Below are 16666 nucleotides of genomic sequence, written 5' to 3' on the forward strand. Positions count from 1 at the left end.
ATTGGAATATCAATTTTGTTATTGTTTCAATCATTAGGAGATGAATAAAATGATAAATGTGGCTGTAACAGGTGCATGCGGAAGAATGGGTTCAAAGATAATAAAAACAATACTTGAACAGGAAGACATGGATGTTGTGGCAGCAATAGAAATTCCCAACACTCCTCTACAAGGTAAAGATGTTGGAGTAGTAATTGGAATAGGAGAAATAGGTGTAGAAGTTAACGGGGCAGAAAAACTTCAAGACGTCCTTAAAAGTAAAAAACCAGATGTATTGGTTGACTTTACCATAGCCAATGCTGCGGTGGGTACCATAAAAACTTCTTCTGAATGTGGTGTGAACCTTGTAGTAGGAACAACGGGATTTTCAGACGAACAAATGTCCGAAATAATAGACTCAATTAAAAAAGCCCAAGTAAGTGCAGTTATAGCTCCTAATATGGCTGTAGGAGTAAATGTATTTTTCAAGGTCTTAAAGGATCTTGCAAATATTCTAGGAGACTACGATGTGGAAATTATTGAAGCCCATCATAGACACAAGAAGGATGCACCATCCGGCACAGCGGTTAAAGCTGCGGAGATCATTGCCACAGAACTCAACCGCAACATGGATGAAGTAGGTGTTTATGGGCGAAAAGGTATTGTTGGTGAAAGAACAGCTGAAGAAATAGGAGTTCACGCTGTAAGAGGGGGCGATATTGTTGGGGATCATATGGTTCTCTTTGCAGGTGATGGTGAACGTCTTGAAATAATTCACAGAGCCAACAGCAGACAAGCATTTGTAAATGGAGTAATAAAAGGAATTAGATATGTTATAAATACAGATAAAGGTAATATATCTGATATGGGCGATGTTTTGGGATTGAAATAAATTATTGAAACAGTTAATAATATAATTAAAGGTGGTTAAAATGGTAAATGTAGGAATACTAGGAGCAACTGGAATGGTTGGGCAGCGATTCATTGAATTGTTGGCAAATCATCCTGATTTTGAGGTAACTGCACTAACAGCTTCCACAAGATCTGCTGGAAAAAGATACGAAGATGCAGTAACATGGAATCTTGAAAGTAAAATACCAGAATCAATAAAAGATATTACAGTGGTTGAAACAGACCCCCAGCAAGTAAAAGATGTTGAAATAGTATTTTCGGCCTTACCATCAGAAAATGCGGCAGTGGCTGAACCCAAATTTGCAAAGGCAGGCATGAAAGTTGCATCCAATGCAAGTGCAATGCGAATGGAACCAGATGTACCATTAGTAGTTCCAGAAGTAAACCCTGAACATTTGGATCTCATAGAAATTCAGCAGAAAAAAAGAGGATGGGATGGATTTATAGTTACTAATCCAAATTGCTCTACAATTGCCCTGGTAATGACATTAAAACCACTTTATGACCAGTTCAATATAAAAAGAGTATATGTATCCACCATGCAAGCAGTCTCAGGAGCAGGTTACAATGGAGTACCATCCATGGCCATAGTTGATAATCTTGTACCATTCATAGGTGAAGAAGAAGAGAAAATGGAAACAGAAACACTCCATCTCTTAGGAGACTTTGATGGGGAATCAGTTACAGATGCGAACTTTGGTGTAAGTACATCTTGTCATAGAGTTGCAGTTCTGGATGGACATACAGAAGCTGTTTTCATAGAAATGCAAAACGACTTTGAAGTTGATGATGTAAAACAATCATTTTCAGACTTCAAAGGCCTGCCACAAAAATTAAATCTTCATTCCGCTCCAAAGAATCCTGTAGTTATTCGGGAAGAAGAAAACAGGCCACAGCCACGTATGGATAGAATGGAAGGTAATGGGATGGCTGTATCTGTAGGAAGGATTCGTAAAGATGATGTTTTTGACAAAGGTTTAAAGTACATATTAGTTGGTCATAACACCATTAGAGGCGCTGCTGGAGCTTCTATTCTTAACGCAGAATTGATAAATGAGATAATGTAAACTAATTTACTTTTTTTATTTTTTGGAAGTTGAAGGATAAGACAAAATGTTGGATTTAATTGGTGTGGCTAGCAATGTTGATTTGATTATATTTTATATAATCAATTCAAATCTCCAGAATTCATATTTCAATTTTTTAATGCCATTAATTACAAATGCAGGACTTTATTTATTCTGGTTGGGAGTTTGTGCAATACTTGCAATCTTTGGTGGGGAGAAAGGTAGAAATGTGGCATTACTTCTTTTAATAGCTATTGTTATGGGTTATATTCTTTCAGAAGCTTTAAAATATATTTTCATGAGACCAAGACCATATCAGGTTTTAACAAGTGTGCACCAATTAGCAGCCCTTAATAGTCCTTCATTTCCATCAGGCCATGCAACACAAGTATTCATAGCATGTGTAATCCTTGGCAGAAAGTATGGGTACATTTTATTGTTTCTTTTACTTGCAATTGTAGTATCATTTTCAAGAGTATATCTTGGTGTTCATTATCCTAGCGATGTTATTGCTGGTGCGTTACTTGGTATTGGAATTAGCATAATAGTCATCCATTTTGAAGATAATATCTTAAAGCTTAAAAACAGGTTAGTACATAGATAATTGTAGTGATAAGAATGCCGTTGTTAAAGGACACTGAGAGGGAACAATTGAGGCAACTTGTAAAAGCATGCCTACTAGAGATCAGCAAGTTGAAGATAGAACTTAAAAAATGCCAGAAGGAATCTTCAAAATCAACAGATACTGAGAGCATTCATATAAAAGCAGTTAAAGATGAACTGCAAAATAAGATAAGAGGAAGAGATGAAGAAATAGACAGATTAAAAGCAATTATTAATGGTAAAGAAGAAGAAATTATTGAGTTAGAAAAGATTAAAGTTTATTTTGAGGCTATTATATCCCGGCCCAAAAAGGATCTTACTTCATTCCAATCCCAGATCTATGAGTTATTACCTTACAAAGAAGATTCATCAGAAAATCTCTATTTACAACTGAAAACATTGGGTTTCAGTGAACTTTCAAATGAAAATTTTGAACACGCTCTAAGAAATCTTGAAAGAAAGGGATATTTCCAATCAAGAAATAATGGTAAAATAAACCTATGGAAAAAATTGGATAGAAATGATTAATTCTAATTAACTAGGATTTAATAAAAAAATTAGTTAAACTAGCCGATTTAATTCATTAAATATTATTTATTTTGTACTTACCAAATAATTTAGAGGAAATCATTGAAAATAGTTTATTAAAACACGATCAAAAACTATTTATAGAACCTCTAACCCACTAATGAATTACATATAAAAAAGAGGTGATACTGTGGCACAATTAGGCGGCCAAGGCCAACAAGTTTTAATATTACCTGAAGGTACCAACAGGTTTTTAGGAAGAGATGCTCAAAGAATGAACATAATGGCAGGTAAAGTACTTGCAGAAACAGTTAGAACAACCCTAGGTCCTAAGGGAATGGATAAGATGCTAGTTGATTCATTAGGAGATATTGTTGTGACTAATGATGGTGTAACCATACTCAAAGAGATGGACATTGAACACCCAGCAGCAAAAATGTTAGTAGAAGTTGCAAAAACCCAAGAAGATGAAGTAGGGGATGGAACAACCACAGCAGTTATTATTGCAGGCGAATTACTGAAAAAAGCAGAAGGACTGCTCGACCAGGATATACACCCAACAATCATTGCAATGGGATACAGACAAGCAGCTGAAAAAGCACAAGAAATCCTCAACGTCATATCAATAGATGCAGACGACAGAGACACTCTTTTGAAAGTTGCAATGACAGCAATGACAGGCAAAGGAACAGAAAAAGCCAGAGAACCTTTAGCAGAGCTTATTGTAGCTGCTGTGAAACAGGTTGAAGAAAATGGTGAAATTGATATTGATCATATCAAAATAGAGAAAAAAGACGGCGCAATTGTCGACGAATCAACTCTAGTTCAGGGTGTAATCATAGATAAAGAAAGAGTACATCCCGGAATGCCTAAAAAAGTAGAAGACGCTAAAATAGCTCTTTTAAACAGTGCTATTGAAGTGAAAGAAACAGAAGTTGATGCTGAAATAAGAATCACAGACCCGGCTCAGATGCAGGCATTTATTGAACAAGAAGAGCAGATGATAAAGGACATGATCACCAAGATAGAAGACGCAGGTGCAAATGTTCTATTCTGTCAGAAAGGTATAGATGATCTTGCACAGCACTACCTATCTAAAGCTGGTATAATGGCTGTCCGTAGAGTTAAAAAATCCGATATGGAAAAACTCTCAAGAGCAACAGGAGCAAAAGTTGTTTCAAATATTGAAGACATGAGCTTTGATGATCTTGGAGATGCAGGATCTGTTGCAGAGAAAAGAATATCTGGCGAAGAAATGCTCTTTGTTGAAGGATGTAAAGATCCTAAATCTGTAACCTTACTTGTAAGAGGTTCAACAGACCATGTTGTCGATGAAATCGAAAGAGCAGTTGACGATGCAATAGGAGTAGTTGCAGCAACAGTTGAAGACGGTAAAGTAGTAGCTGGTGGTGGAGCAGCAGAAATATCAATAGCCAGAGGCTTAAAAGAGTACGCAGACACCATAAGTGGAAGGGAACAATTAGCAGTAGCTGCATTTGCAGAAGCACTCGAAGTTGTACCAAAAACACTTGCTGAAAACGCAGGACTCGACAGCATAGACTCACTTGTTGACTTAAGAGCAGCACACGAAAAATCCCTTTACATGGGACTCGATGTATTCAAAGGCGAAGTACGCGACATGTACAAAGCTGGAGTAATCGAACCACACAGGGTAAAAAAACAGGCTATCCAGTCAGCAGCTGAAGCAGCTGAAATGATCCTACGGATTGATGATGTAATAGCATCAACAACACCAAGGGAACCTGATATGGGTGGAATGGAAGGAATGGGCGGAATGCCTGGTGGAATGCCACCAATGATGTAATTTAAAGGTTAAATCCTTTATTTACATTATACATCTTTATTTTTTTTGAATATTATCTTATACTATTATTTTTCCTTAATTTTATCTGATTCATCTAAAAATTCTTCTTTTGTTTATTTGCTTACAAATAAAAATCTTTCTACTCTTATTAATCATCGAATTAGAATATAATGTAAAATTTATCATGATTAATCAATATTTATAATGATTAATAATAGGTAAATATATATACTAAATTCAACTTAATATATATTATAAGACTAAGCGTAAAAAAGAGGATAAAAAAAGTGGTGGGAAAGAAATGAAACGCGATACAACCGTTTTACTAGATGAAAAAAGGATTTTCAAGCCGAATGTTGAAACGGTGGAAAGAGCCCATGTTAAAAATTGGGAAACTGAAATTGAGAAGGGAAAGAACTTTGAGAAATACTGGGAAGAGAAGGCAGAAGATCTTGATTGGTTCGAAAGATGGGACCAAGTACTTGACGAAAGTAACAAACCATTCTTCAAATGGTTTGTAAACGGAAAGATAAATCTGGCCTACAACGCAGTTGACAGGTGGATCAATACCGAAAAAAGAAACCAAGTAGCAATCCTCTATGTTAACGAAAGAGGGGATGAGAAAAAATTAACCTACTATGAACTCTACCGTGAGGTCAATAAAATGGCCAACGGTCTAAAAAACCTAGGAGTAAAAAAAGGAGATACAGTCTCAATGTATCTTCCAATGTGTCCCGAGCTACTTATTTCAATGCTAGCATGTAACAAAATTGGGGCAGTTCACAGTGTTGTATACTCTGGATTAAGTGTAGGAGCATTTGTTGAAAGGATGAACGATGCTAAGGTCAAGATCCTAATTACTGCCGATGGAACATACAGAAGAGGAAAGATAATCGATCTGAAAAAAATATCAGACGAAGCAATGCTCCAATGTCCTACCATAGAAACAGTTATAGTTGTAAAACACACAGGAAGTAAAATAGACATTTCTGACTTGAGTGGAAGGGAAATATTCTATGAACGACTAATTGAAGGGGAACCAGCAGAATGTGAATGTGAACCTATGGACTCAGAGGATCCACTTTTTATATTATACACCTCTGGAAGTACTGGAAAACCCAAGGGAGTTCTTCACACAACAGGTGGGTATATGGTGGGAGTGTCAACAACACTCAAAAACATTTTTGATATCCATGAAAATGATATGTGGTGGTGTACAGGTGACATAGGATGGATCACAGGTCATAGTTATGTTATATATGGACCTTTACTTTTAGGAACTACTACAGTGGTCTACGAGGGAGCACCGGACTATCCCGACCCAGGTGCATGGTGGAACATAGTTGAAAAATATGGTGTAACCAAGTTTTATACAGCACCAACAGCAATCAGACATCTAATGAGATTCGGTAACAAATACCCCAACCTATACAATCTTTCCTCACTTAAAATACTTGGAACAGTTGGGGAACCCATAAATCCAGAGGCATGGATGTGGTACTATAAAAATGTTGGAAAGGAAAAAGCCCCAATAATGGATACATGGTGGCAAACAGAAACTGGAATGCACCTAATATCTCCTTTACCATCAGCTTACCTGAAACCAGGATCAGCAACCAAAGCAGTACCTGGTGTAGATGCTGATGTTGTGGATGAAGATGGTAACCCTGTACCTCTGGGAAAGGGCGGATATCTGGTAATTAAAAAACCATGGCCCGCAATGTTCAGAACACTTTACGAAGACGAAGAAAGATACAAAGATGTTTACTGGAATCAGATACCAGGATATTACAAAGCAGGAGATATGGCCAGAAAAGACGAAGATGGTTACTTTTGGATACAAGGCAGATCTGATGATGTTTTAAAAATAGCAGGGCATAGGGTAGGTACATCTGAAGTTGAATCGGCATTTGTTAGCCATCCTGCAGTTGTAGAGGCAGCTGTAATTGGAAAACATGACCCAATTAAAGGCCAAGTTATTAAGGCATTTGTAATACTCAGAGAAGGATATAAACTCAAAACCAAACTCATTGAAGAACTCAACAAGCATGTAAGATACGAATTAGGGCCTGTAGCAGTTATAGGAGATATTGAACAGGTAGAATCTCTTCCAAAAACTAGAAGCGGAAAAATTATGAGAAGAGTACTTAGGGCAAGAGAACTGGGTGAAGATGTTGGAGATACATCAACGCTCGAAGAATAATAAAATACAGGAGAAAAATTATTAAAACCCTAAAGGGAGTATAAAAATGGTAGAAGAAACAGAAAATGAAGTTGTATTAAAAGATTTAACAGCAAATCCTGCACCTTTGGGACTTTTGGGATTTGGATTAACAACTGTGCTGTTAAATATACATAATGCCGGTTTTTATCCTATGAATAGTATGATACTTGCTATGGGCTTGGCATATGGTGGAATTGCCCAGATACTTGCATGTTGGATGGAATACAAAAAGGGCAATACATTTGGAATGGTTGCATTTGGATCATACGGATTGTTCTGGTGGAGCTTTGTATTTCTGCTCATACTTCCAAAGATGGGTCTTGCAACGGCACCAGATCCAGTTTCTCTAGCAGCATATCTTTTTATGTGGGGAATATTCACATTTGTTATGTTCTTTGCAACCTTGAAACACAACAGAGGTTTACAAGTTGTATTCATGAGTCTGGCAATTTTATTCTTCCTCTTAACTGCAGGAGAATTAACTGGCAACTCAACTATAACACAAATAGCAGGATATGAGGGAATATTCACAGGATTATCTGCTGTGTATGTTGGTCTTGCATTTGTAATAAATGAAACCTACAAAAGAGATGTTCTGCTTGTATAATAACCATTAAAAATTATTTAAATAGTTATCGCCTCCTTACTAACTATTTAAGCAATAGTTATCCAATGAAATTTTAGATATAATAACTAAACTAGTATTATATCTTATTGAGGATAGCTTCAACCTCTTTTTTTACATAAAAACCAAATGGAACATATAAATACCTATATTTATTTTAAATAATAGATAGAATAATGTTATTAATATCAAATTAATGAGTTATTTAATTGATAATTTAACAATTAAATGAATTAATCAAATATAAAAATATCCGCTTTAACCATCTTTACATAAATGGAAATATAAATTAAATTTCTATAAATAGTAGTATATTGCCCATTTTATTGATAAACGCTATCAAATAGTTTAAGAAAATGAATGAAGGTTTAACATGGTAGAAGACCTCAAAATATTAATACTCGAAGACGTTCCTTTCGATGCTGAGCTCATAAATAGAGAATTGGAAAGAAGTGGAATGAAATTTTCTTCTAGAAGGGTAGAAGAAGAAAAAGAATATTTGAATGAATTAAATGAATTTAAACCCGATATAATTCTAGCAGATCATTCACTTCCTCATTTTGATGGTATTTCTGCTCTGCGTATAGCGAAGAACAAATGTCCAGACGTACCTTTTATTTTTGTTAGTGGTAAGATGGGAGAAGACTTTGCTATAGAAGCCTTAAAATGCGGTGCAACAGATTATGTTCTTAAAGGCAGCCTATCAAAGATAGTACATGCAGTAAATCGTGCACTAGAGGAAGTTAAAGAACATTCAAAACGTAAAATGGCTGAAGAGGCATTAAGAAATAGTCTAAGACAGCTGAAGGAAGCACAGAAAATTGGACATATTGGTAGTTGGGAATGGGATTTAAAAGCACGTGAATTGGATTGTTCCGATGAATTTTATAATATTATGAGTTTAGAACCAACAGAATTTGGAAAAAGTTACAAAGCAATGATGGACATCATACATCCCGATGATAGACAGAGTGTTAAAGAAAGTATAATGGGTGCCGTAAATGAACAGAAGCCCTTTTCAAATGACTACAGATTAATAAGGCCGGATGGAACTGTTAGGATACTTTCATCTAAAGGTGAAGTAATTACAGATCCAAATGGAAAACCTCTAAGAATAGTAGGAACTGAACAAGATATAACCGAACATAAAATTGCAGAGGAAAAAATTAAATCATCACTAAAAGATAAGGAAATGCTGTTACAAGAGATACACCACAGGGTAAAAAACAATTTACAAGTAATTTCTAGTCTTCTACGTCTCCAGTCAAGATTTATTAAAGATCAAAACTCAATTGACATTTTCAAAGAAACTCAAAACAGAGTTAGAAGCATAGCAATTCTACATGAAAAACTCTACCAGTCAGACAACCTTGCAAAAATTAAAATTGACGAATATGTGAAGATCCTAGCAGAAGACTTGATGTACTTTTATGAACTAGAAGAAAGCAACATAAACATGATTCTAGATATTGATGATGTATCACTTAACATTGAAACAGCAATTCCCTGTGGACTTTTGATAAATGAGATGGTAGCTAACTCATTAAAATATGCATTCCCAAATCAAAAAAATGGAGAAATAAAAATTGAACTCCATTCAAATAATGAAGATCAATTTAAACTAACAGTAAGTGATAATGGAGTGGGTATTCCTGAAGAAATTGATCCAGAAAAAGCTGAAACATTTGGAATGCAACTCATTAAATACCTTACCAAACAATTAAAGGGTACAATAGAACTGGACAACAACAATGGAACAAAATATCAGCTTAAATTCAACGAATTGAAATATAAAGATAGGGTAAATTCAAATGGTTAATGAAAAAATATTGGTTGTTGAAGATGAAGAACTCATAGGCCAAGACATAAAAATACTCCTGGAAGATCTGGGATACGAAGTTGTTGACCTTGTACCTTCAGGTGAAGAAGCCATTTCTCTTGCAAGAGAAGCACATGCAGATCTTGTTCTAATGGATATTATGTTAGAAGGCGACATAGATGGTATAGAAGCTGCTCATCACATCAATAACGATCTTGGCATACCCATTATTTACCTGACAGCATATAGAAATGAAGAAATCCTTGAACGAGCAAAATTAACCGAGCCATACGCTTACATAGTCAAACCATTCGAAGAAAGGGAACTTCGTACAAATGTTGAGATAGTACTCAACAGACACAAAGCAGAAAAAGAGAGAATAAAATTAACAGAAGTAACAGCTAAAAATGAATTCCTGAAAAAATCATTAAAGGAACAAGAAACACTACTTAGAGAGATACATCACAGAGTCAACAACAACATGCAGATTATATCAAGCCTGTTATCTCTTCAATCAACACAGGTAAAGGATAAAAGAGATTTAGATCTTTTTATAGACAGTCAAAATCGAGTTAAATCAATGGCAAAGATACATGAACGATTATATCAATCAAATGATCTTTCAAGCGTCCAATTTGCAGAATATGGAATGAGTCTTTTAAACGATCTTTTCAGTTCCCATAGGGCCCCACCAGGTATCAGACTAAAGGCAGACATAGAAAATATTTCCTTCAACATGGAAACAGCAATACCTTGCGGATTGATCATCAATGAACTAGTTTCAAATGCTCTAAAATATGCATTTCCCAATGGTAAAGGCGAAATTTATGTAAGTTTAATGCATAACAACGACAACAAATATTTATTAACCATCAAAGATAATGGTATTGGACTACCAACAGATATAGACTTCAAAAACACCCAATCACTCGGATTCAGACTAATCAACAATCTAACAAATCAGCTCGACGGAAAAATTGATTTGGATGTTAAAAATGGCACTAAATTCAGTATATTATTTGAAGAATTGACATATGAAACAAGGGCAGGAATTAAAGAAACAATTGTGACTGCGTATCAATCAAGAGAACTCAGAAGACACGCCAAAGAACTGTTCAGTAATAGTATTGATAATTGGGGAGATATGCCCAAGGATTTAAGAGAATTGATACAGGATCTTCAGGTACAACAGATTGAAAATGATATGCAGAAGGAAGAATTAAAACGATTAAGAAAAGAGAACATTGATACTAAGAAAAAGTATTTGGACCTTTACAATTCCGCCCCGATAGGATACTTCACAATACTTAAAAATGGATTAATACTCGATATAAATAATACTGGAGCATCAATTTTAGGCATTTCAAAAACAGGATTAATTAAAACTTCCTTCATCAGTTTCCTTAAACCAGATTCAAGGACAAAATTTAATCAAAATAATAAAACTGCAATTGAAAACAGACAAAAACTGGGATACGAACTCGAAATTGTAAGGGCCGAAGGAGATTCATTCAAATCTTATATTGAAACCAACCCAATATATGATAAAGAAGAGAAATTCAAAGAGTTTAAAGTATCAATAATAGATGTGAAGCGTTTCATAAATGATTAAATAAAAAAAAATATCTTCATATATTAATTTTATATTTTAATATATTTAAAAGACATATTCCATAAAAAAGAAAATTTACAGTTTTAAAATTCATTTCCAAGATATTTACCAAGTCTCCTTGCTAAAGCAACAATTGTAAGAACAGGAGGTGCTCCTGGAGCCTTTGGGAAAACGCTGGCATCTGCAACAAATAGATTGGACAATTCAGTTTCAAGATTTTTATCAATTACTTGCCCAATTGCAGCGGTTCCTCCTGGATGGGCTCCTCTAGCAGGGGTAGATGTTAAAGTGGTAGGATCAACGCCCGCCTCCGTTAATATGGCTCCTGCGACAGCAGATCCTTTGGCAAGAAGACTTACATCATTGGATGTACTATACTTTTTAACACTATTCTCAAGAACAGTTCCGCTTGGTTCATCTGCTATTTTAATCATTAATCCTATTATATCTCCTTTACTGACGTTGAACTTCATGAGTTTATTATTGAGTATGCCTGAGTAGTGTGGAGATAAAATAACGTCATCTAATGTAATTAGAGCATTCATTGTTACTTCAGTGTTAAAATCTATTTTCCCTAATATCCCGCCTACAGTTACAAATGTGTCAACAAAAAGATTGTTACCAGCATCTATACCTGATCTGTTTAATATTCTAGGAGTTCCAATACCACCTGCAGACAACACAACACAATCAGCTAAAAATTCTTTGTCTTTACTTTTTACACCCCTTAATTCACCATTTTTAATGATAATTTCCGTGATAGCTGTGTTATCAATAACTTTTGCACCAAAATCTACTGCTTCATCCACATATTTTCTGCTTGTCCATTTAGAATCCCTTGGACATCCAAAAGTACATTTACCACAGGGTTTACAAGTTTCATGATTAATAAATTTGGGCATTTTTTGTGTTTTAAAACCAAGTGATTCTGCCTTATCCATTATAAGTTTAGTGCCAGGTCCAAAATGTGAATCTGGAAGTGTTGATACACCCATTTCAATTTCAATTTCTTTGAAGTGATCTTCAAGATCAATACCAATATTTTTTAACTGTTCTTGACATGTTCGAACAGCATTTCCTGCAGTTACCAGTGTTGTTCCACCGACGCAACTAGTTTTTAATAGCTCAACACCAACTTCAGCATTTTCATAGTGTTTAAAAGCATCTTTAATTTTGGTATACGGTCCTTTTTCTATTAGGGTAACATTTTTTCCTTTTTTTGCTAGTTCCCTAGCAACTGTTGCGCCACCTGCGCCCGATCCAACGATAATAAATTTTTTCATAAAATCATCAACATTAAATTTAGATTAAAATTAAGCTCTTTTCAGTGTTCTACGAGGTTGGCTTGGCTTAAATTCCTGTTTTTTCTCTTTTTTTTCCATGAAGAATCTAACTGCTAAAAATCCTCCCAATAAACCAAATCCTCCATATATTATTAGCGAAACAATTAAGCTGAATATAAGATTTAATATGCCGCTGAATGCAACTAAAACACCGAGTGAAAGTGGATTTGGAAGAACATATGGTAATGTTGGGGGTGTTATAAATCCGAAAAAGAAAAAGAATATGCAGAAAATGCCTGTTGCAATACCTCCAACCTTATAACTTGTATCTTCAGGTCGAGTAAGATAAGTTGCAATAAATCCCATAATTATTAGAGAGATAACCCCTCCAATACCAACTAAAGGTAGGATAATACCTAATATGAAGCTAATAATTATTGCAGTTTCAATATTGAAATTTGGCATTTTGATACTCCCAAAATAAATATAGTAATACTTGTTATAGTGTGAACATTATGACATAAAATTATTTCTACGGATAGTTATCCTTTTTGATTACAGTTAAATGTTACTAAAATATTTTTATTGAATTTAACTCTATTGATTATTAAACTTCTTAATCGTTAATATTTTTTTAAAAATTACATTATTATTATTTTTAGAGTTCATTATTTGCCAAATACAAATAAAACATTTTATATAGGTTTTAAAATTGAAACCTTACTTAATATTTGATTGTATCATAAAGATTAAACTTTAGTACCATTTAAAATAAAAAAATGGTTTATGGATTTGAATTTTTGTATTGTATCACTGGTTCGTTTAAGTTGGTGAATGGAAATTTAAAGAGGAATATAAATAAAAAGTTGAAATAGCTGAAGATGTGATACACAAACATAAAATTCTTAAAAATTTTTTGCATATCATTGGTGTAGATATGGCAACAGCAGTTGAAGATGCATGTTCCATGGAACATGTTCTAGACGTTACAACAATAAAAAAATTAAAAAAGTTCGCAGAATCTACTGAAATTTGGCAAATACAGATGAATTATTATATTCATTTAAATATTATGAGAAAATGGGAAATTACCAACATAAAAACCATTTAACATATCTCTCAAAATTTTATAGATCCCATCCAATTATCAATCTAAGAAATCCAAGAATTTTTATTGGTTTAAACCAAAATATACTTAATAACACAATAAAAACTACATAAATAATTTGTGAAACTTTTTTATAAAAATTAATTCATAAAAAAAATATTAAAGGTTTAAAGGTGTAAACATGGGTTTTTTGGACGGTATTAGGAATAAAGATCTTGAAAAACTTGAAAAGGATCGAAATATAAACGTTATTCTTAAGATTCTTAAAAATGGTGATGAAAACACCAGATGTGATGCTGCAAGAGCTCTTGGGAGACTTAAAGATAAAAAAGCAGTTAATGGTCTATTAGAATCATTGGAAGATGAAAGTGAGGACGTAAGATGGAATTCTGCTAGTGCACTTGGCATGATTGGGGATAAAAGAGCAGTAAAACCTTTAATAAATACGCTTAAACATGATAAATCGTATGTAAAGGTTCATGCAGCTGATTCACTAGGTATGTTAGGTGATATTAGTGCTGTTGAACCCTTAATTGGAGAATTAAACTCTGAAAAAGTTAGAAACCACGCAGCATTGGCTTTAGGAATGTTGGGTGATGACAGAGCAGTGAAATATCTAATAAATGCTCTTAAAGTAGATGATTTCACTTATAGAACGGCTGCAGAGGAAGCATTGGGTATTATAGGGGATGTTAGTGCAGTAGAACCATTGATCAAACTTTTGAATGATAATGATGTGAGTGTAAAAAGACATGCAGCAGGAGCACTTGGAAAAATCGGAGATGAAAAAGCTATAAAACCACTTCGGGATGCTCAGAAAAATGAAAAATGGTATGTTAGGCTTCAAATAGAAGAAGCAGTTAAGGATATTCAATCAAAAGAAACAGAAAAATAAAATGTTTAGCTTATGGAATCGCACCGGACTTTTTTTGTTTATGTTATTACCAAAAATTTATATTTTATTTTAAAATTCATTATAATTTTCCATTACGAGTTTTTCACCCATTTCAACTGCAGTTTCAGCATCTTCTGCCTGTCCATCAGCACCAACTTTTTTCCAAAGATCCATATCTATTCTAAAAGGATATCCTCCTACAATTATCTTGGGATCACTACATTCGCTACACCCACGAACAGATTTTACAAGATCAATTACCTCACCAATATGCGAACCAATGGTAGCAGATATCAAGACCAGATCAGCTTTTTTACTTATTATGGTCTGTATTATACTATCTTTTGGAGTGTTAGCTCCTAAATAAAATGTATTCCAACCATCCATTTCAAAGAAATCTGCAACCATCCTCACACCAATTTCATGAAGTTCTCTACTAACACTCATTGCAACAAGAACTTTGCCTGTTTTTTCGTTCATTGAAATATAGGGATAAAGTTGAGACATTATTAGCTGAGTAGCTGCTGTAAAGTAATGTTCTTGACCTACTGTAATCTTATTCTCCTGCCATAACCTACCAATTTCATAGAGTGAACTTTGAAAAACATGAAGATAAATATCTTTAACACTTATTCCATTATCAACAGCTTCCATAATCATTTTTCCTGCTGAATGGCGATCACCATCAAGTAGTAATTTTAAATACTGTTCAAGAAGTTTTACAAGTGGTTTATCTGCATTCACAAAGGATGCGTAATTTGAGGGTATGGCTAAATTATCAATACTTTCCTCAATATACTTAACTGCAACACTACTCTTTTTGGGAGGTAAATTTTTAATAATCACATCTTCCATAATTTCCAATCTCTCTTTTAGACGTTCTTCCGGAAAGCCTAAATTAACAAGGAAGATTCTTTCCCATGATATGTAATCTGCAAATAAATCCGGACTTGAAGCTTCAATTGCCTCAAAAAGATATGATAGACTATATTCAGTATCTTCAATGTACTTTTTAAATTCAGATTCTCCATAATAATTGTTGAATTCTCCCTGAGATTTAAATTGTTTGGTTACAATTTCTTTAGCAAGTAAATACGCATCTTTATTCATCAATTAAACCTCTTTAATCAGTTAAATATCTAGGTTCATAATATATTGATTATTTAATTAGAGGATATAAGTTTACCTTTGCATTTTTTATTTCCTAAAACTATATGGTTTTTGAAAATATTAAATATTCTTAAATATTATTTAATTTAATTCCAAATTATTATTTTGAGAAAGTATACTTTTTTTAAATTATAATGTCAAGAACAAATTTAGTCTATAAAATTTTAATGAATACAATGTAGGGTGAAATATTTGTTATAGTTCGTTTAAACAGATATTTATGAAATTTTTATCTGAAAAGAATCCAGATCAACAACGCACATTTGAGATAATAAATGAAGGATTATCCAAGAAAGCAGTGATTGTGTTAATGGTATGTTGTAGAGTTATTTATGAAGGAAGAGCGAGGAGCAAACTAGCTTCTGGGGACAGAATGATTATTATAAAATCAGATGGTTCGTTCATGATCCATCAAGATAGAAACCTTGAACCAGTTAACTGGCAGCCACCAAAATCACAGTGCAAAGCTAGTTTAAAAAAAGGAATTATGTATATTGAAGGAAAGCGACGAAACCCTCCTGAAAGACTTGAAGTTGAAATACACAACACTTACATTGCATCCTACTTTAATGGAGAAGATTCTAAGGACCTAGAGTTAACGGGTTACGAAGAAAATATGAGAGAACTGGTATTTGAAAACCCTGAAATAATAGAAGAAGGTTTCAGACCATCAAATCGAGAATATTCAACACCTAATGGATTTATTGATGTTTTGGGTAAGGACAAAAACGGAAATTTGATGGTTATTGAATTAAAAAGTAGACGTGCAGGTATTAATGCTGTTAAACAACTCAAAAAGTATTTGGACTGTTTTTCTGATCATAAAGAATTTGTTAGAGGTATTCTAGTAGCTCCAAGTATCACTGGGGATGCCGAAGAACTTCTTGAGGAATATAAACTGGAATATAAATCTTTGGAACCGCCTAGGGAATTTGGAAATGATAAAAATTTAACATTAGATTTTTTCAATCAAGCTGATTCAAAAAACTATTAAGTTTAGTATTTTATAATCATTT

Annotated in this window: 15 protein-coding genes; 12 read left to right on the forward strand and 3 right to left on the reverse strand. The window is 33.9% G+C overall.

Annotated features, from left to right (window positions below; all coding sequences use genetic code 11):
* Positions 1-49: 49 nt before the first annotated feature.
* The 9 genes from dapB to K8N75_RS07525 all read left to right on the forward strand — a co-directional run bounded on the left by dapB (position 50) and on the right by K8N75_RS07525 (position 11194).
* On the forward strand, positions 50-871 hold the full coding sequence (gene dapB, locus K8N75_RS07485; protein ID WP_223791447.1) for a 4-hydroxy-tetrahydrodipicolinate reductase: 822 nt from the start codon (positions 50-52) through the stop codon (positions 869-871).
* Positions 872-911: 40 nt separating this feature from the next.
* On the forward strand, positions 912-1958 hold the full coding sequence (gene asd / locus K8N75_RS07490; RefSeq protein ID WP_223791448.1) for an aspartate-semialdehyde dehydrogenase: 1047 nt from the start codon (positions 912-914) through the stop codon (positions 1956-1958).
* Between the two features lie 46 nt (positions 1959-2004).
* Entirely contained in the window at positions 2005-2562 is a 558-nt protein-coding gene (locus K8N75_RS07495) for a phosphatase PAP2 family protein (RefSeq protein WP_223791449.1), read from the forward strand.
* Positions 2563-2576: 14 nt separating this feature from the next.
* The gene (locus K8N75_RS07500) at positions 2577-3089 is read left to right on the forward strand and encodes a hypothetical protein (RefSeq protein ID WP_223791450.1); all 513 of its coding nucleotides are present in this window, start codon (positions 2577-2579) and stop codon (positions 3087-3089) included.
* A 190-nt stretch (positions 3090-3279) separates the two neighbouring features.
* On the forward strand, positions 3280-4914 hold the full coding sequence (gene thsA, locus K8N75_RS07505) for a thermosome subunit alpha (RefSeq protein ID WP_223791451.1): 1635 nt from the start codon (positions 3280-3282) through the stop codon (positions 4912-4914).
* A gap of 301 nt (positions 4915-5215) precedes the next feature.
* Positions 5216-7117, forward strand: coding sequence for an acetate--CoA ligase (acs, locus tag K8N75_RS07510; RefSeq protein WP_223791452.1), 1902 nt, complete (start codon positions 5216-5218; stop codon positions 7115-7117).
* Positions 7118-7163: 46 nt separating this feature from the next.
* A complete protein-coding gene (locus K8N75_RS07515) occupies positions 7164-7745 on the forward strand; it encodes an acetate uptake transporter (protein WP_048190187.1) in 582 nt (193 codons plus the stop codon).
* A 391-nt stretch (positions 7746-8136) separates the two neighbouring features.
* A complete protein-coding gene (locus tag K8N75_RS07520; RefSeq protein ID WP_223791453.1) occupies positions 8137-9582 on the forward strand; it encodes a histidine kinase dimerization/phosphoacceptor domain -containing protein in 1446 nt (481 codons plus the stop codon).
* Complete coding sequence (locus K8N75_RS07525) at positions 9575-11194, forward strand: histidine kinase dimerization/phosphoacceptor domain -containing protein (RefSeq protein WP_223791454.1); 1620 nt, start codon at positions 9575-9577, stop codon at positions 11192-11194. The genes K8N75_RS07520 and K8N75_RS07525 overlap by 8 nt, the downstream gene beginning before the upstream one ends.
* An 83-nt stretch (positions 11195-11277) precedes the next feature.
* Here K8N75_RS07525 and K8N75_RS07530 read toward each other — a convergent pair whose 3' ends face one another.
* Positions 11278-12477 carry a GMC family oxidoreductase N-terminal domain-containing protein gene (locus K8N75_RS07530; protein WP_223791455.1) on the reverse strand — a complete coding sequence of 400 codons (1200 nt, stop codon included), beginning with the start codon at positions 12475-12477 and terminating at the stop codon, positions 11278-11280.
* Positions 12478-12507: 30 nt separating this feature from the next.
* Positions 12508-12942: a hypothetical protein gene (locus K8N75_RS07535; RefSeq protein WP_223791456.1), complete on the reverse strand. Its 435-nt coding sequence runs from the start codon at positions 12940-12942 to the stop codon at positions 12508-12510.
* Positions 12943-13360: 418 nt separating this feature from the next.
* Here K8N75_RS07535 and K8N75_RS07540 point away from each other — a divergent pair, with 418 nt between their 5' ends.
* Entirely contained in the window at positions 13361-13588 is a 228-nt protein-coding gene (locus K8N75_RS07540) for an iron dependent repressor, metal binding and dimerization domain protein (protein WP_223791457.1), read from the forward strand.
* A 178-nt stretch (positions 13589-13766) separates the two neighbouring features.
* Positions 13767-14480 carry a HEAT repeat domain-containing protein gene (locus K8N75_RS07545; RefSeq protein WP_223791458.1) on the forward strand — a complete coding sequence of 238 codons (714 nt, stop codon included), beginning with the start codon at positions 13767-13769 and terminating at the stop codon, positions 14478-14480.
* 69 nt (positions 14481-14549) lie between these two features.
* Here K8N75_RS07545 and K8N75_RS07550 read toward each other — a convergent pair whose 3' ends face one another.
* Positions 14550-15590 (reverse strand): cobalamin B12-binding domain-containing protein, encoded by a 1041-nt coding sequence (locus K8N75_RS07550; RefSeq protein ID WP_223791459.1) that lies wholly within the window; start codon positions 15588-15590, stop codon positions 14550-14552.
* Positions 15591-15870: 280 nt separating this feature from the next.
* Here K8N75_RS07550 and nucS point away from each other — a divergent pair, with 280 nt between their 5' ends.
* Positions 15871-16644 (forward strand): endonuclease NucS, encoded by a 774-nt coding sequence (gene nucS / locus K8N75_RS07555; RefSeq protein WP_223791460.1) that lies wholly within the window; start codon positions 15871-15873, stop codon positions 16642-16644.
* Positions 16645-16666 lie beyond the last annotated feature (22 nt).

The sequence above is a fragment of the Methanobacterium spitsbergense genome (genome assembly GCF_019931065.1).
Taxonomy (GTDB): Archaea; Methanobacteriota; Methanobacteria; order Methanobacteriales; family Methanobacteriaceae; genus Methanobacterium_B; species Methanobacterium_B spitsbergense.